Origin of the sequence: Peribacillus sp. NPDC097295 (assembly GCF_044761665.1) — a bacterium.
In the GTDB taxonomy this organism is placed as follows: Bacteria; Bacillota; Bacilli; order Bacillales; family DSM-1321; genus Peribacillus.
The window spans coordinates 45868-63257 of the sequence record NZ_JBIWCW010000012.1; the positions used below are offsets into that span (position 1 = coordinate 45868).

General features: G+C 39.2%; 19 protein-coding genes. 14 read left to right on the forward strand and 5 right to left on the reverse strand.

Annotation, left to right across the window (positions count from 1 at the left end):
- Nucleotides 1–113: 113 nt before the first annotated feature.
- The 7 genes from ACIQXN_RS16670 (at nt 114) to ACIQXN_RS16700 (ending at nt 7877) form a co-directional block, all read left to right on the forward strand.
- Complete coding sequence (locus ACIQXN_RS16670; protein ID WP_402968964.1) at nt 114–2300, forward strand: PAS domain S-box protein; 2187 nt, start codon at nt 114–116, stop codon at nt 2298–2300.
- 43 nt (nt 2301–2343) lie between these two features.
- Nucleotides 2344–3528 (forward strand): MFS transporter, encoded by a 1185-nt coding sequence (locus ACIQXN_RS16675; protein ID WP_402968967.1) that lies wholly within the window; start codon nt 2344–2346, stop codon nt 3526–3528.
- Nucleotides 3529–3790: 262 nt separating this feature from the next.
- Nucleotides 3791–4582 (forward strand): GDSL-type esterase/lipase family protein, encoded by a 792-nt coding sequence (locus tag ACIQXN_RS16680; RefSeq protein ID WP_402968970.1) that lies wholly within the window; start codon nt 3791–3793, stop codon nt 4580–4582.
- A complete protein-coding gene (locus ACIQXN_RS16685; RefSeq protein ID WP_402968972.1) occupies nt 4579–5493 on the forward strand; it encodes an ABC transporter ATP-binding protein in 915 nt (304 codons plus the stop codon). The genes ACIQXN_RS16680 and ACIQXN_RS16685 overlap by 4 nt, the downstream gene beginning before the upstream one ends.
- Nucleotides 5486–6466, forward strand: a complete 981-nt coding sequence (locus tag ACIQXN_RS16690) for an ABC transporter permease (RefSeq protein WP_402968975.1) — start codon at nt 5486–5488, stop codon at nt 6464–6466. The genes ACIQXN_RS16685 and ACIQXN_RS16690 overlap by 8 nt, the downstream gene beginning before the upstream one ends.
- A 91-nt stretch (nt 6467–6557) precedes the next feature.
- Nucleotides 6558–7394 carry an MBL fold metallo-hydrolase gene (locus ACIQXN_RS16695; protein WP_402968978.1) on the forward strand — a complete coding sequence of 279 codons (837 nt, stop codon included), beginning with the start codon at nt 6558–6560 and terminating at the stop codon, nt 7392–7394.
- Between the two features lie 51 nt (nt 7395–7445).
- On the forward strand, nt 7446–7877 hold the full coding sequence (locus tag ACIQXN_RS16700) for a CBS domain-containing protein (RefSeq protein ID WP_402968981.1): 432 nt from the start codon (nt 7446–7448) through the stop codon (nt 7875–7877).
- A 45-nt stretch (nt 7878–7922) separates the two neighbouring features.
- Here the strand turns inward: ACIQXN_RS16700 and ACIQXN_RS16705 are convergent, their stop codons facing one another.
- Nucleotides 7923–9896, reverse strand: coding sequence for a prolyl oligopeptidase family serine peptidase (locus ACIQXN_RS16705; protein WP_402968984.1), 1974 nt, complete (start codon nt 9894–9896; stop codon nt 7923–7925).
- 142 nt (nt 9897–10038) lie between these two features.
- A complete protein-coding gene (locus ACIQXN_RS16710) occupies nt 10039–10368 on the reverse strand; it encodes a YckD family protein (RefSeq protein WP_402968987.1) in 330 nt (109 codons plus the stop codon).
- A gap of 255 nt (nt 10369–10623) precedes the next feature.
- Here ACIQXN_RS16710 and ACIQXN_RS16715 point away from each other — a divergent pair, with 255 nt between their 5' ends.
- Nucleotides 10624–10770, forward strand: a complete 147-nt coding sequence (locus ACIQXN_RS16715) for a lmo0937 family membrane protein (protein WP_402968990.1) — start codon at nt 10624–10626, stop codon at nt 10768–10770.
- 95 nt (nt 10771–10865) lie between these two features.
- Here ACIQXN_RS16715 and ACIQXN_RS16720 read toward each other — a convergent pair whose 3' ends face one another.
- Both ACIQXN_RS16720 and catR read right to left on the reverse strand, forming a co-directional pair.
- Nucleotides 10866–11786, reverse strand: a complete 921-nt coding sequence (locus ACIQXN_RS16720) for an NAD(P)/FAD-dependent oxidoreductase (protein ID WP_402968993.1) — start codon at nt 11784–11786, stop codon at nt 10866–10868.
- A 126-nt stretch (nt 11787–11912) separates the two neighbouring features.
- A complete protein-coding gene (catR, locus tag ACIQXN_RS16725) occupies nt 11913–12242 on the reverse strand; it encodes a catDE operon transcriptional regulator CatR (RefSeq protein ID WP_402968996.1) in 330 nt (109 codons plus the stop codon).
- A 266-nt stretch (nt 12243–12508) separates the two neighbouring features.
- Here catR and ACIQXN_RS16730 point away from each other — a divergent pair, with 266 nt between their 5' ends.
- The 5 genes from ACIQXN_RS16730 to ACIQXN_RS16750 all read left to right on the forward strand — a co-directional run bounded on the left by ACIQXN_RS16730 (nt 12509) and on the right by ACIQXN_RS16750 (nt 15861).
- A complete protein-coding gene (locus ACIQXN_RS16730; protein ID WP_402968999.1) occupies nt 12509–13591 on the forward strand; it encodes a nitric oxide synthase oxygenase in 1083 nt (360 codons plus the stop codon).
- Between the two features lie 59 nt (nt 13592–13650).
- Entirely contained in the window at nt 13651–13917 is a 267-nt protein-coding gene (locus tag ACIQXN_RS16735; RefSeq protein WP_402969002.1) for a hypothetical protein, read from the forward strand.
- A 340-nt stretch (nt 13918–14257) separates the two neighbouring features.
- Nucleotides 14258–15196 carry a magnesium transporter CorA family protein gene (locus tag ACIQXN_RS16740; protein ID WP_402969005.1) on the forward strand — a complete coding sequence of 313 codons (939 nt, stop codon included), beginning with the start codon at nt 14258–14260 and terminating at the stop codon, nt 15194–15196.
- A gap of 137 nt (nt 15197–15333) precedes the next feature.
- Nucleotides 15334–15501 carry a hypothetical protein gene (locus ACIQXN_RS16745; protein WP_402969008.1) on the forward strand — a complete coding sequence of 56 codons (168 nt, stop codon included), beginning with the start codon at nt 15334–15336 and terminating at the stop codon, nt 15499–15501.
- 108 nt (nt 15502–15609) lie between these two features.
- Nucleotides 15610–15861, forward strand: a complete 252-nt coding sequence (locus tag ACIQXN_RS16750) for a YkuS family protein (RefSeq protein ID WP_402969011.1) — start codon at nt 15610–15612, stop codon at nt 15859–15861.
- Nucleotides 15862–15906: 45 nt separating this feature from the next.
- Here the strand turns inward: ACIQXN_RS16750 and ACIQXN_RS16755 are convergent, their stop codons facing one another.
- Nucleotides 15907–16359, reverse strand: coding sequence for an OsmC family protein (locus ACIQXN_RS16755; RefSeq protein ID WP_402969014.1), 453 nt, complete (start codon nt 16357–16359; stop codon nt 15907–15909).
- 233 nt (nt 16360–16592) lie between these two features.
- Here ACIQXN_RS16755 and ACIQXN_RS16760 point away from each other — a divergent pair, with 233 nt between their 5' ends.
- Nucleotides 16593–17372 (forward strand): SDR family oxidoreductase, encoded by a 780-nt coding sequence (locus ACIQXN_RS16760; RefSeq protein ID WP_402969017.1) that lies wholly within the window; start codon nt 16593–16595, stop codon nt 17370–17372.
- Nucleotides 17373–17390: the final 18 nt, after the last annotated feature.

A 17390-nucleotide genomic window follows, 5' to 3' on the forward strand; every position in this document is an offset into this window, starting at 1 on the left:
GAAAGGTTAATAAATATCTTAGGAAAGACAGGTAAAAAGAAATAAAAGTCTTTTAGCCATCCTGAAATTACATTACAATATAGGATAATAGAACGATAGAGGTGACTATGTCAATGGAACATTCAATTGTATCATCCAATCCAATCCTTTTTATAATTGCTGCACTTTTAACATTTATGGCTTGCTATACGGCCCTGGACTTGCTGACAACATATATTGCGGCAGAAAAATATAAACGTCTTTTATATTTAGGAAGTACATGCTCCATGGGTGTGACTATGTGGACGATGAATTTTGTATATGTATTTACCTATGAGAGTGGTAGAACGACTACAAACAGCTTTTTCTTAATCATCATTTCTTTACTATTGGGCGTTATATTCGTGGGTGTTGGATTGTTGGCCATTTCCGATCATCCTTCGATCCAGCAAATCTTTTTTTGTAGTTTAATGTTTACGATGGCTTTGCTGTCGAATTATTTAATTGGTTTGTATCCTTTGAATAGTTCCTTGAATCTCTCTCCATGGATGTTGGGCATTACATTAATGATCAGTTTATGTTCGTTTATAATTGGCTTTTCACTTTTATTTTATAATGAAAATATAAGTCAATCTTCTGTAAAGCCATTTAGTACGATTATTATGAGTGGTGCGATCATCGTAGGGTATTTTCTTTTTTCTCGTGGCCTCTCAATTGCACCGGGGATGGTAAACATGCAACAAGTCGCCGAATTGACGCCTTTCATGGTTTATCTTGTTTGTTTTGTGTCCTTATTTATCCTTGCGAACTTGATTGGTTCCAGCACGATTGTCGGAAGACGTTTGGCAAGGAGTGATAATCAAGTGAGTGATATTCGCTATGCCTTGGATCAATCATCGATTGTGGCCATTACGGATGTAAAAGGGACGATAACATATGTTAATGAAAAATTTCTGGAGATTTCCCAATATGAAGAGCATGAATTGATTGGAAGAAATCATTCTATCATTAATTCTGGTTATCATTCCAAAGAATTTTTTACTGAACTCTGGCAAACGATCAGTAAAGGTCAGACTTGGCATGGTGAAATCTGTAACCGAGCGAAAAATGGAAATCTCTATTGGGTGGATACAACGATTGTGCCTTTCATGAAGAAAGGAAAGCCATATCAATATATATCCATACGTTCGGATATTTCAAATCGTAAGAAGGCGGAGGAGGATTTAAGGGCTTCAATCAAGGAACTGGGTAATATGAATTATGCAATAAATCAATCATCAATTGTGGCCGTAACAGATGATAAAGGAATTATTTTAGAAGTTAATGAAAAATTCTCCGAAATTTCTGGGTACAGTAAAGATGAGTTAATTGGTCAAACACATAAAATTGTGAATTCAGGTTATCACTCACCTGATTTTTTTAAGGACATGTGGAAGACCATTCAAAGTAAGAAAGTATGGAAAGGAGAAATTAGAAACAAAGCGAAGGATGGTAGTTATTACTGGGTAGATACCACAATCGTTCCTTTTTATACGGCAGAAGACAGACCCTTTCAATTTCTGGCCATTCGCTATGATATAACGGAGCGTAAACAAACAGAAGAAATTCTTTATCGACAGGACAAACTGGCTGCTGTCGGGCAGTTGGCAGCTGGGGTGGCACATGAAATCAGGAATCCCCTTACCTCGATGAAAGGGTATACCGAATTTTTACAATTAGATGAAACCGATACTGAACGGCAAGAGTACTTAGAGATTATTATGGATGAAATCAACCGGGTAAATGAGATAATTGAAGAATTTTTGGATTTGGCAAAACCGCAGACCCTGAATTTGGAAACGAAAGATATTGTCCCGATTATTCAAAATGTTATCTCGTTAAATGAATTTGATGCCAAGAAGAAAAATATCCTTCTCTTATTTACTTGTTTTCACGATGAAATTCATGTTCATTGTGATGAAAATCGTTTAAAGCAAGTTTTGCTGAATTTCATTAAAAATGGAATGGAAGCAATGCCTAAGGGAGGAGAAATCAGAATCATTATCGAATTAAAAGATGAAAAAGTCCATATTGCAATAATAGACACAGGGGTTGGAATACCGCCTGATCAATTGAGAAAGTTGGGTGAGCCATTTTTTACGACAAAAAAGTCGGGGAATGGATTAGGTTTAATGGTTAGTTTTAAAATCATCGAAAGTCATCAAGGGCGTGTTTTTGTTGAAAGTGAAGTTAGTAAAGGTACTGTATTCAACATCGTTCTTCCTCTTAACAAGCTTAATGAAAATAAAAGGCAAGGAAGAGAGTATGGCCTAAAAGTCTAATATTTATGCTAGGAACTAGATGACTTCATGGGGGATTCTTCAATTGGATAAATTAGAAAAGGGTAATATTACCCGATTAAAAAGCTTTTATCTTTTCTCATTCTTTGCTGTGGGTAGCTTGACGCCACTTTTAAGCGTCTACTTAGCTAATGAGATCGGGTTAAATGGAATCGAAATAGGATTCATTATGTCAGTTGGACCGATGGTGATGATTTTTTTTCAGCCTATTTGGGGAATGATCTGTGACTGGAGTGGAAAGCCCGCTAAAATTCTGGCACTGGCTTCACTACTTACAGGAATGATTGGGATGGGATATATTTTATATGAACCTTATTTGTATTTAGTCTCTGTAGCGGTGATATTGGCAATTTTTCAAAGTGCCATCATTCCTGTATCCGATAGCATTACACTCCAATATACCACAAGGATACAGGCGAATTACGGGAAAATCAGATTGTATGGTTCTCTTGGTTTTGGATTGGCAGTTTTTATGATGGGGAAATTATCGGAATCCTTCATGGGCCCTTCCGTTATATTTTACGTGTTTTTTATAAGTCTTCTTCTAGCTGCGTTTCTAGCTCTATATTTACCTGAAGAGCCATCCCAAAGAAAACCAAAGCTTCTAAATGGACTAAAAGAGCTTTTGATTATGAAACGTTTCGTTCTTTTTCTTGCGGTGACCTTCTTGATTTTCGGTCCTAATCTTGCGAATAATGTGTATTATGGTCTTTTCGTTGAGGCAAGGGGAGGAACGTATACAGGGATAGGCGTTGCTTTCCTGTTAGCAGTAATGTCTGAAATACCCTTCTTGCGGATGGCTGGCAGTTGGATACTTAAATTGGGGTTATTGCCCATTACAATATTGGCAGGAGCTGCCTCACTGATCAGATGGTTGATATATTTTATAGAACCCAGTTTAGAAATTGTCTATGTATCTTCGATCATTCAAGGGTTTTCACTTGGATTATTCATTCCGGCAGGGTTGCAATATATTAGAGAAGTGGTACCCGTCCATATAACGGTCACGGCGGTTACTATCTATTCTGCAATCGGGAATGGGCTCGGAAACTGGTTTTGCACATTTTTCGGCGGTATTATAATGGACCGAGCGGGAATTTACATGGTTTACCTATTCTTTGGCATTCTTTCGGTAATTGGATTAATCCTTACAGTATGGCTTATGGTGATTGAAAATCAAAAATTAAAGAAAGCCATATACAATAGATAATGATGTTGATAAATAGAATACCTTATAATCCTCCAGTTCTTTACCTGCTCACATTCGTGATCAGGTTTTTTTTGCTTGGTAGCTCTTTTTATGAAATAGTCATTTCGCATTCTAGCATGTGTGTCACTAGGATTAACTATTTCCATGTAGATTCGAAGAGACTGGTTGGCTGGAAGGCATGATTATAGAGTACACTTCTTTTTATTATTGGAAATAATGTGTTTAAATGGATATAAGTATATTGTCGGGAGGATGAATGTGTTTGAATAAAGTCAGAGTGATGGGAACTACATTTATAGCGGCACTTATCGGACTTTTTTTTCTTTTTTGTGTAGGGTGGGCGCTTTATGATTATTATGGAGAAAAGTCTTCTGATATAGAATTAGAAGAAGCAAAACCGTCTGAAAGGAACGCTCCAAAAGAATTCACTTTAGTTGCATTGGGAGATTCTCTGACTCGTGGAACTGGAGATGAAACGGGAAAAGGCTACGTCGGCCTGGTTGTTGAGGAATTGGAAGAACGCTTTAAGAGCAAACCCCTTGTTCACAACCTTGGAGTAAAGGGGCAGGTTTCTAAGGAATTGGCCAAACAGGTGAAACAGGTCGAAATCAAGCGTCAAATACAGTCAGCGGATGTCATATTGATTACAATTGGTGGGAATGACTTATTTCAGCAAGGTCAGACCTTGTACGATTATGATTTTGCAGTTACCTCTGAATTACAAGAAGAATACTTGAAAAACTTGAACTTGATTTTAAAGGAAATCACTACATCCAATAATTCGGCAACCATTTTCATGATTGGTCTGTATAATCCTTTCATCGAGTTGGATGAAGATTATGATACTAACAAAATAGTTCGGGATTGGAATGCCGTAACAGCGGATGTGATAGCCACATATGAAAATGCGGTATTTGTACCAACTTTTGATTTATTCCAGTTATCAGTCAATGAATATTTGTATTCGGACAAATTTCACCCAAATAAAGAAGGATACCGTTTGATTGCGGAGAGGGTCTCTCCATTAATTCAATGGGAAGGGGATGCAAAATGAGTAATGTGACATTGTCCGTGAAAGGTCTGAAAAAAACGATTGGCAAAAGGGAAATCATAAAGGGAATAGACTTTGAACTGAAAGAAGGAGAAGTATTCGGATTCTTGGGGCCAAATGGTGCTGGGAAAACGACGACGATCAGAATGTTGGTCGGCTTGATCAGGCCAACATCAGGGGCCATTGAAATATGTGGGTTAGATGTACGTAAGAACTTTACGAAAGCTATGCAACATCTTGGTTGTATTGTTGAAAACCCAGAGCTATATCCTTTTTTAAGCGGCTGGGACAATCTGCTTCATTTTGCAAGAATGCTACCGGACGTTGATGAAGCTAGGATGAACGAAGTCATTGAGCTTGTTGGACTTCAGGCGCGTATCCATGAGAAAGTGAAAACTTACTCGTTAGGGATGAGGCAACGCCTTGGCATTGCCCAGGCAATGCTGAACCGGCCTAAAGTATTGGTCTTGGATGAACCGACCAATGGGCTTGATCCAGCTGGTATCCGTGAAATGCGCCAATTTATAAGAAGGCTTGCTAGAGAAGAAGGCATGAGTGTCTTGGTTTCTTCCCATTTACTAGGTGAAATCCAACTTCTTTGTGATCGGGTGGCAATTATTACGAAAGGTCAAATTATTCAGACTGATACGGTAGAAAATCTATTGGTTGCCCAAGAGAGGATGATTTGGCGGGTAGAGCCAGTTCAAAAGGGAATTGAAATTCTAAGGGAATTTACAGATATAACGATTGAACAGGAATATATTCTTACAAAATTTGATGAACAGAGAACCCCTGACTGGAATGCGGCGCTCATTGACGCCGGTGTGAAAGTGCTTGAAATGAATCGAAGACTCCCGGCATTGGAAGAATTATTTTTACAAATAACTGGCAATGGGGGTGCTGGTATTGAATAACCTGATTCAAAATGAAATGATGAAGTTATTGGCAAAGAAACGGTTGCTTATCATTGGTATCATCGTAGCAATTCTAGTGTTGATGTTTACATATGCCCAGTATAAACAAGTCGAGAAGCAAAGGGAAAAGTTAGGGACAGATGATTGGCGTACCGCTGTTCAACAGCAAATCATCGATACTCAGAATCGTTTAAGCTCTAGCAGGATGCTTGATGAATGGCGAGAGCAGCTTCAGGTCAGCTTGAAACAGCAGCAGTATTATCTGGACCATGACATCAACCCTTCTGAACCTGGTGCTACGACTTTCACGCGTATGTTTTTGGAAAACTCAATAGATTTGTTCATTCCCCTTTTGATCATGATTGTAGCAAGTGACCTCGTATCCTCTGAAAACAGTCAGGGGACGATTAAGCTCTTGCTTACAAGACCGGTGAAACGGTGGAGAATATTAATGAGCAAATACGTGACATTGTTATTAGCGGTTTCCCTCATTGTGGCCATGACTGCGATACTGGCTTATTTTCTATCCGGGGTCGTTTTTGGGTATCATGGATGGAGCGCACCGACTATTACCGGTTTTGGCGTCAATGGTGGAGATGTTGATATTAGCCAGGTTAGGCTTGTTGAACAATGGAAGTTTCTTTTAATGGATATGGGACTTGTCTGGCTGGTGGCTGTGGTGGTGGGGACCCTTTCTTTCATGTTGTCAGTCCTAGTGAGAAGCACACCTGCAGGAATGGGAATCATGCTCGCTGCCCTAATATCCGGAGCCATTTTAAGCAACATGGTTTCTTCTTGGGAATCGGCTAAATATTTCTTTATGGTGAATTTAAAGTTAACGACGTATGTTAGCGGGACGGCCCCACCAATTGAGGGCATGACCTTATCCTCATCTTTCATTACGCTTCTAGTTTGGTGGGCAATAGCCCTGTTTATCTCATTTTCCGTGTTTACACGGAAGGATGTTTTTTAAGACCCTTGTACATCAAGACGGGATTTTATTATTGAAACGTGGGTATCCTTAAAACGGAAGAGAAATATTGTAAACGAAAGTGGAGGGGCATATGGAAAATAATAATTTGAATAAAAAGGTTATTCCAATGACATCTGTCTCGAGCGGAAAAGGTCAGTTCGTGAATAGGGATTTATTTTGCTTGCCTATCCAAATTGTTAATGTCGTTTTTGTGGGAGCAAAAGATGATGGGAAATGGGTCCTAATCGATGCTGGTATGCCAGGTTCAGCAGATAAAATCAAACAGGAGGCTGAAAATATATACGGAAAAAATCATCCTCCTGAGGCCATCATCCTGACTCATGGACATTTTGATCATGTCGGGGCACTTATTGATTTATTAAAAGTATGGAAGGTTCCGGTTTACGCGCATTTAAACGAATTACCCTATTTGACCGGGAAAAATAATTATCCAGAACCAGATCCCACTGTTGAAGGTGGATTGGTAGCAAAGATATCTTGGATGTTTCCAAATGAGGGGATCGATCTGGCAGAACAAGTTCAACCCCTGCCTGATGACCATAGCGTACCAGGACTTCATGGATGGAAATGGATGCACACTCCCGGGCACTCGGAAGGTCATATTTCGCTTTTCAGGGAAAGTGATCGAAGTTTAATAGCCGGCGATGCTTTTGTCAATGTGAGACAAGATTCACTTTACAAAGTCATGACACAGGGACAAGAATTGACAGGTCCACCACGTTATTTGACAACTAATTGGGAGGCAGCCAAACAATCTGTCTTAGACCTAGCGGATTTGAAGCCGAATCTAGCGATAACTGGACACGGATACCCAATTCAAGGAGAACAACTTACCGAAGGTTTAGCAAAACTAGCAAAGGACTTTGACTCTTTAGCAAAACCCGATTATGGGAAATATGTAGAATGATCCAGTGATTTGATAAGAATTTAGTATGAACTTACTAATTGGAGGGATCGCATGACTACTTTAAGAGATATCATGACTTCAGATGTGGATTTTTGTACGGTAGAAGATAATATATATGAAGCGGCTTTAAAAATGAGAGATGGCAATGTCGGTGTTATCCCCGTTTTGGAAGATGGTCGTTTAATTGGTGTCATTACGGATAGGGACATTGTTACGCGCTCTGTTGCGGAGAAAAAACCTAATTCAACAAAAATCATCGATGTTATCTCTACGGACCTTGTTACAGGAACCCCTGATATGTCTGTGGAAGAGGCCGAGGAACTGATGGCGAGTGAGCAAGTGAGAAGGCTGCCTATTGTTGAACAAGACAAACTTGTTGGCATAGTGGCGCTAGGAGATTTTGCCGTTCATCGTCAGACACGTTCAGAAGCGGGAATCGCGTTACAATCCATATCTGAGAACCGAAATCAAATACAGCATTAAGTATAAAAACTCTGTTAGCCAAAAAGCTAGCAGAGTTTTTATATTTTATAAGTGTGTATTAAACCATTCCTTGATTTCCATCACATGACTGAGACGCATTTTGGGTGAGCCACTCCTGGAGACTTCATGGTTTTCATCCGGAAAGGAAACGAGTACCGCTTCTTTCTTTTGCCGTTTCAAAGCGACAAAAAATTGTTCACTCTGTTCAATAGGACAACGATAATCTTTTTCCCCATGCAGTAACAGCAAAGGAGTTTGTACATTGGCAACATACTTTAATGGAGAGTGGTGCCATAGTTTTTCAGCAGAGTCAATGGCATTTCCTCCAACTTCCCATTCAGTGAAGTAATAACCGATGTCGCTGACTCCATAGAAACTTACCCAATTGCTGATGCAACGCTGGGTCACAGCCGCTTTGAAGCGGTTCGTGTGGCTGATAATCCAATTGGTCATGAACCCTCCATAGCTTCCCCCGGTCACACCCAGCTTTTTTGGGTCGATAAAGTCGTATGTCTCAAGAACATAATCTACAGCAGACATTAAGTCCTGATAATCCATCCCTCCGTAATCACATCGGTTGGCATTGGCAAATGACTGTCCATATCCAACACTTCCGCGTGGGTTGATGAACAATATCGCATATCCTTCATTCACCAAAGTCTGAAATTCATGTACATAACTATTGGCATACATCATATGTGGGCCCCCATGAATCTCCAATATGAGGGGGTATTTTTTGTTTTTCTCAAAATTTCTCGGATTCATGATCCAACCGTGGATGGGAAGGTCATCCATGGATTGAAAGGTAATAGGCTCAGGAAGTGATAAAGGTTTACCCTGTAAAAATTCATCATTCACAAAGCTGATTTGTTCTTTATCGCCTGTCATGAGGTTATAAACAAATAAGTCCCCAGGATGAATAGGTGTACTTATGGCTACTATGGCCCTGTGGCTTTCAGGATCTATCGTAAGTCCGTAAACATGTTGAGAATCTAGGATGGAAGGATACATGGCACCTTCAATAGAACCATAATAAACACCAATATTTCCATAATCACTTATTAAAAAGTAAAAACCCTGACTGTCATTCGTCCATAAAATGCCTGGATCGACTGCCCCCATTTGGAAATCGCCTATGGCAGAATCTCCTATTTCCACGTCCCAACCTTCAGTCAAGCATCGGGTCGTTCCATCCAATGCTGAGTAGAGCCATATTTTTGAAAAAGTTGCGCCAGCGAACTCTTTGTTATGACCTATATAGGATAGATACTCACCATTTGGAGACCATTTTGGATCACGAAAATAACCAGAGCTCCCGGTCACCTTCCGAGATAACTTCGTATCGACATCCATAATGTATATATCAGTGAAAAGATCGTCATCGCTTTTTAAAGGATCATTGCTAATGTAAGCAATCTGGGAACCATCAGGAGACCAAGCACTTGGGTGACTATCCGTCTGGCCTCCCGTAAGCAATGATGACTCACCATTCTCTATGTCAACTATGGCAAGTTGGTTATATTGACTACTGAAATATCCTTTGTCATCCCATTTATATTTAATTCGGTCATACCGTCTAGCTTCCTTGGATGGGTGCTTATCTGCCTTTACGGATAAAAGGGTTTCATTTTCAGCTACCATGGTAGAAAGGAGCAGGTTTCCGGAGCATGGTGACCATATAGGTTCAGAAGCTCCGTTGATAAAATGTGTCAACTGCCGACACTCACCACCGCTGGAATGGATGATATGAACTTGTTTTTTTCCAGATCGGTCTGATAAGAAGCTTATGTACTTACCATCAGGAGACCAGCTGGGTGCTGTATTGCGATTTTCACCGAATGTCCACTGTTTTGTTTCAGAAGTAATGAGACTGTACATATATAAGTTGGATATGTATTTCTCCGTTTGATTGATACTGGTTTGTACATATATGACCATGCTACCATCGGGGGACAGCTTAGGGTCTGTTACAGATTTCATGTGAAATAGGTCTTCAGCAGATATTCCTGTTTTATTCATATTTTTCATCCTTTCAGTACTCGTCCTTATATATTCGCTAAAGGGAATTCTAAATCCTTTAGTAAATATTTTACACATAGAAAACCAGTACCCGATAAAAAAACCGTCCTTGGAAAAAGGGCGGTTTTGAAAGTTATTTACATCATTTTGGCATATGTCTTGTATGGGAAGGGTGGGGAGGGATTTGGAAATTATGATCTTCCATCATCTTGTAATGCTTTTCAAAGTGCGAGTACATTTTGTCTGCTTCTTCTTTAGAAAGTGCACCGAATTCCACATATTTTTCAATTAATTTCTTTTTGTCCGCTAATATCCTTTTTTGGATGGAGGCTAGCTCTGCTTTTTGGGTGTCGGTAAATTGTACGCTATCGGGTTTAACAACCTCTTGATTTTCCTCTGCTGAAACAGGGACGTTCAGAATGGAGAAGAATAGGGAAAGGGTTGCCAAACATATTGCAAATGCTTTTTTCATGAGTCCATCTCCTTTAAATGATTTGGGGCCTTACTTGTGTTAAACCATGCATATGAAGCCCGGATGTTTTCCTTATTATCTTTTACAGTATTTACAGTTTTATGTATATTTTTGTTGTAGGAGGAGTAGGTTTGTTAGGAAGAGATTGGGGTACTTTAAAAGTAAGAATAAGTTTGCCTACTTTCACAATATTTGTCTGCTTAGAAAAAGACATATGTTAGGTGTTTGTATGGAAGTAAAGGAAGGAAGAGAGTTATGTTTTGGACAATAATTGGTGCCATCATTTTATTATGGATCCTCGGTTTGGTTTTTAAAATTGCGGCGGGTTTCATTCATATCTTGCTTATCATTGCAGTGATTCTAATCCTTGTAAAAATCTTTCAAGGCTTGCGTCGATCGTAAGGGCCCTTAAAGGGAAAATGGGAATAATTGAACTTTAAATTCGAAAAATGGACGTCCTTAAAATAAGGATGTCCATTTTTGTATGGATAGTCGGCCTACTTCATGTCAGGAGGTTGCTCTCCCAATAGGCGCTTGTGTATCCAAATGGCAGCTTGTGTTCCATCACCCATTGAAATGGTGACTTGCTCAGAATGGGCGACTAGGTCCCCACCAGCCCACACTCCCATGATATTTGTTTCTTTCGTACGCGGGTTTACGTGTATATGCTCTGTTTCGTTTACATCAACGCCAATTTGCTTGGCAAGTGCATTATTCAAATTGTTACCTTTAAAGGCCGTGAAAGCTTTTTCAGCCTTTATCGATATACCATTTACTAATTGGATGCTTTTAAGCCGTTGACTTTCATCAATATGGAGTTCTTGTACCTCTTCTTCAAATAGTTGGATTTGATTATCGTTCAATTTTATTCGTAAGTTGCCATCTATCTCGGTTTTAGAATGGTTTACATACATGATGTCTTTTGACCAATACAATAGCGTGAGAGCCATGTTTGCCCCTGTATTGCCACCGCCAATGACTATCGTCTTTTTATTTTTGATTTCATAACCATCACAGTCTGGACAAATATAAGTGGAGGATCCTAGTGTAGGATAAAGATTTTTTATTGCTGGGAGGTTATCTGTAATGCCTGTACCAAGAAAAATCGTTCTAGATTCATAATGGGAACCCTTTTCAGTGTGAATCAGAAACTTGTCTTGTTTTTTCTCAAGAGAAGTTACGGTATCATCAATGAATTTGACTCCTAACTTTTTCGCATGATCCTTCCCCAGATTTCTTAACTCGTTTCCACTCACACCGTCAGGCCAGCCAAGTATATTCTGATAGTCCTTTGCTATTGTAGAACGACCTTTCCTTGAATCTATAACGGCAATATCGTGATTATATCGTCCAAGTTGGATCGCTGCCTGTAAACCGGCAATACCGCCTCCAATAATGATGCAGTCCATTTGGTTCATAAAATTCACCGCCTGTTTTTAGGAATATACCTTTATGAGAAAAATATACCACTGAAAAAATTCCAATAAACTAATGCCATCCATAAAAAAGAGAAACCACAGAAATTGGTTTCTCTCTTTTATATGCTATTGGTTTTGATTCTGTATGGGTTTAATCCATTCTTGGGCCCAGTTTTTGATTTCATGCATAACCGGTGCAAGAGCTTTACCTTTTTCCGTTAGAGAGTATTCAATCCTGACAGGTGTCTCCGGATAAACATCTCGTTTAACTATTCCTTCAGATTCCAAGTCCTTTAACCGTTCGGAAAGTATTCTTCCACTTATCGGGAAGGCAGCTTCAATTTTACAAAACCGTTGAGGTCCATTAAGTAATTGATTGACAATCAATCCCGTCCAACGTTTACTCAAGATTTGCATGCCTTTTTCAAATCGTGGACAAAGTGTCACATTATTCATCATATCACCCCATTAGTATATAGTATAAAGCATTTACGGCGTATGTAACAACTTTACTGAATATTAATTGCTTACTGATTGAATCACTACAAAAAAAGTATAGCTACTTACATTTAGTGTGATATAGCTATCATTTTGACTAGGAATTGCCACATTTATAAAGAAATACGCTTTCCATAAGGTATTATTTTAGAGATACCAGAAGAAATATGATACTTTATTAGTAATCTCAAAGTTACTAAAAATGGAAGGATTCGTGGAAATAGATGAGTGAGTTACTTCAAGAAGCTATATCCTTCATCAAGATATGTTATATGGAATTGGAAAAAACAGATGAAGAGACGACGGCAAGAATTAGTCAAATACAAAAGGAAATCGATGATACAGGTAGTTATGAACATACATTGGAAGAATTGGAATATGGCGCTAAACTAGCATGGCGCAATAGCAATCGCTGCATAGGCCGGTTTTTTTGGGAATCCTTGAGGGTGCGAGACAAAAGGAATCTTCAAAGTGAAGATGAAATCATGGCAGCCTTGCTCGAACATATTGTTTGGGCAACGAATGATGGAAATATCAAGCCTGTTATCACAATTTTCAAACAGCAGGATGAAGGAAATAAAGTAGAGATATGGAATCATCAACTTATTCGGTATGCCGGATATGAAACAGAAGCAGGAATCATTGGGGACTCCAGTTCAATAGCTTTCACAAAACAATGTCAGGCACTGGGTTGGGTCGGGGGATATGGGTCATTTGATATATTACCACTCGTAATTCAGGTTGAAGGGAAAGCCCCGAAATTATATGAAATTCCGAAAGAAATGATTAAGGAAGTACCGATCAGCCATCCGGACCTTCCCTGGTTCAAGGAACTGGAACTTAAATGGTATGCTGTGCCAATCATTTCTGGGATGAAGCTGGAAATTGGCGGGATTACATATTCGGCTGCCCCATTTAATGGTTGGTATATGGGTACTGAAGTCGGCGCAAGGAATCTTGCAGATGAGGATCGTTATAATATGCTTCCGGTTATCGGCGAGAGGATGGGGTTGAACATCGGAAGAGATTCAACCTTATGGAAAGACCGCGCATTGATTGAATTGAATGAAGCGGTTTTATATTCATATAAAGAATCTGGCGTCAGCATGGTTGACCACCATACAGCTGCCAAGCAATTTAAGATTTTTGAAGAAAGAGAAGCAGCATGCAACAGAAATGTCACGGGGGACTGGACATGGCTGATTCCACCCCTATCTCCAGCTACCACACATGTTTTTCATAAGCCGTATAAGAATGAGGTCGTGAAGCCTAATTTCCTATATAGAAAGGCTCCATATAATGAATAAATGTTTACATTTATTGGATGTGGGTACATGTATATTAATCCAACGTAAGGAGGAAGGTAATGATGGCATTAGCAAAGAATGTAGTACTGCTCGGAGTCGGAGTTGCCGGAGTCTCGTTTTTATCAAAAACGAACCGAGGGAAATTTAAACATGTATGGTCCACTGCAAAAACAAAAGCAATGAGCTTTTGGAATAAGAGACAAACGATAGATCATTTAATTGAAAAGGCCGGACATCCAGATCCTTATGATCACGAAGATAATAAAATGGTTGATGAAGGTGCAATGTATAGTGTGAATTACTATAATAACGTGAAACATACGTAATTAAAAAAGAATCGTTTGGGGTGAAACCCAAGCGATTCTTTTTTTGAGTGATTTATTCATCAAACTTTATAATTGATCTTGCCAAGAAACAATGTAGGAATTTTTTGTATACAAGCGATGAAAGTAGGAGGGGAATTCTTTGTTGTACTTTAGATGAATTAGGATTAATATAAAAGGATCGAAAGGAAGTGGATACGAGTGAGCGGCAGTTCTTATGATCCTGCACCCAGTAAGCCAGAGGAAGCCAATATGATGCTAGACGTCGAGACTGTTATTCTCCCTGAGTATCTGCTCGAAGAAGGTAAATAGGGCTTTCTCCATGAAAGAGGAGGTCAATTGAATGATTGAAATATTCAAGACAAATGAAACCCGTGCGCTCGAAGTAACCGATGAAATATCGAAAGGTTCATGGGTGAACATGGTTGCGCCGACAGAAGCCGAAATACAATATATATGCTCCACCTTGCAAGTGCCGATAAACTTCATGAAAGATCCGTTAGATGATGAGGAACGGCCTCGTATAGAAAAAGAAGATGATCATTTATTGCTTATCGTCGATTTCCCTTATCTAACTCGGGACGAAGCGGACTTGCCAATCTTCGAAACGATACCAATCGGCATGATTTTCACGAAAGATTGTTTTATTACGGTATCTCTCAAAGATTCCCCCATTTTAACTAATTTTAAAAATAATAAAATCAAAGGGTTTTATACGAACAAGAAAACAAGATTTGCCCTACAACTGTTATTTGAAATCTCATCTTATTATTTACGTTATCTTAAGCAAATCAACAAGATGATTAACGAAGCGGAACGTGAACTGCATCAGTCCATGAAAAATAAAGAACTGTACACCTTCTTGGCATTGGAAAAAAGCTTGGTTTATTTCACCACATCCCTGAAGTCCAACAAGGTCGTTCTCGATAAAATCCTTCGCTTCAATTACTTGAAAATGTACGAAGAAGATAAAGAATTATTAGAGGATGTAATGATTGAAAATGGTCAGGCGATTGAAATGGCAGAAGTGTACTTATCCATTTTGAGCGGAATGATGGATGCATTCGCTTCCATCATCTCGAATAACGTCAACAATGCCATGAAATTCCTTACCTCGGTTACAATCATATTAACGCTACCAACAATGGTCGCAAGTTTTTATGGAATGAATGTGAATCTACCGTTTGCACACAGTCCCTTTGCTTTTATCTTCACTTTATTAATTGCCATCATTCTTGCAGGCTCAACCGCTTTTATTTTTTGGAAAAAGAAATATTTTTGAAACAACCGGCTGGCTTTATAATGAAGCCGGTTTTATTTTATTTCCTCGCTTTTCTGCAACGATATATATCTTTACGAAAAAGTATTCATGATTAGATCAATCAATGGGAAACGTAAAAGATAAGAGAGGTGATTGCAATGACTGAATGGAATGAACAGGCAGCTCCCAATAATAATCTAAAGGCCAGTGATAGGAAACCCGGACGATATGTAGAAGGAAGACAAAAGTCAGTTACAGCTGATGGTGATGAACAACCATTAAAAGATAAGAAAATTCAAGGAGATATTCTGGAACAGAATTTATAAAGAACGAGGGACCAAGATTGGGTCCCTTTTATCTTTCCGGAAAAATGATGCCAATACATAAATTACAGGTGTAAAGGACAGCATAAAAAGTAGAGGAGGTGTGTGAAGATGTCAAAAATCGGTGTTGAAGAATCATTAACGAATATCCAAGAAGCACTTCGCGAAAAAGGTTTTGATGTAGTCGAAATCAAGCAAGAGGCAGATGCAAAGAACTTGGATTGTTGTGTAGTGACTGGATTGGAATCAAACGTAATGGGAATAAGTGATACTTCCATCAAAGCGTCTATTATAGATGCAGATGGATTAACGGCTGATGAAGTGTGCCGCCAGGTAGAAAATAAAATGAACTACATCCAATAAGTATAGAGTGCCTAATCCCTTGTCGCGGTTAGGCACTCTTTCATATCAATGGTCTCCGATGGAGATGGCTGCATCTAATTCCACTTCTACATTTCCTTTAATCGCCCGAGATATCATACAAGATGATTCCGATTTATCTACGAGTTTTCGGGCTTTTTCCAGATCTTTTTCAGTAGTTTCATAACTTAAAACAAGGGATGGTCGATGAATGATTTTCTTATAGGTGAAAACGCCATTCGTAACATCCACAATTGCTTCGGATTCCATAGTCAAACTGACCTTTTTGATGTGGCTTCGCTCTAACATGGCCGCTAGGGTAATAATATAGCAGGTCGATGCTGCCCCAAGCAGCATTTCATCTGGGTTAGTACCAATCCCCGGACCATCCATTTCTGGTGGAACACTTATTTTTGTTTGTAGATTACCTGCTTGGATTGTCCCGATATCATTTCTTCCTCCAGGCCAATCCGCACGTAAATGAAAGTGATGTAATGTCATGAGAATACCCCCTTATAAATCCTAAGTTTAAACCATAACTGTGAAATTTGCTCTTAAACTGGAACAATTTTTTGTAACACGATTTTGTATGCTTTAGCCCTCACGTCAATAAGATAAGCGTTAATGACAAACAGGCTGGGGCATGAGTCTATTTTAAGCACCATATGACATGGGCTTTTCTATAATAATATAGATTGTTAAAGAAATTATTTTATAACGAAAGGGCTGGGAAGTTGACTACATTAGTGGATATATTCGATTTAACGAATAAAACGGCTATTATATCCGGGGGAGGAAGAGGCCTTGGAAAACAAATGGCATTGGCATTAGCAGAAGCAGGTGCAAATATTGTAATTGCTTCACGTAAACTCGCTGTATGTAAAGAAGTCTGTGAACACTTACAATCATTGGGTACGAAGGCGTTGGCTATTGAATGTGATATCACGAACAAAAACGATATTGATACAGTTGTAAAGGAAACGATGGCCCAATTTGGAAGCATTGACATTCTTGTCAATAATAGTGGCACCTCCTGGTCAGGTCCCTTGACAGAAATCCCTGAAGATAAATGGGAAAAGGTAATGAACGTGAACGTAACCGGGACATTCCTGTTTTCACAGGCCGTAGCAGAAATCATGATGAAACAAAAATCCGGTAAAATCATTAATATCGCCTCGGTCTCAGGACTTGGAGGGACGAACCCTGATTTAATGGAAACCCTTCCCTATAACACTAGTAAGGGAGCCATCATTACCATGACTAAAGATCTTGGGGTCAAGCTAGCCAGATATGGCATCCAAGTCAATGCGATAGCACCAGGTTTCTTCCCTACCAAGATTACAAAGAAACTCCTAGAAGAATCTGATTATGACATCCTTGGGAAAACGCCGGCAAATCGGTTTGGTAATGAAGAAGATTTAAAAGGAGTGGCGGTACTTTTGGCGTCAAAAGCTTCAGACTATATAGTCGGGCATGTCCTCATCGTCGATGGAGGCATTACGGCTTTAATTTAATCAAAGGAGAGGGGAAAA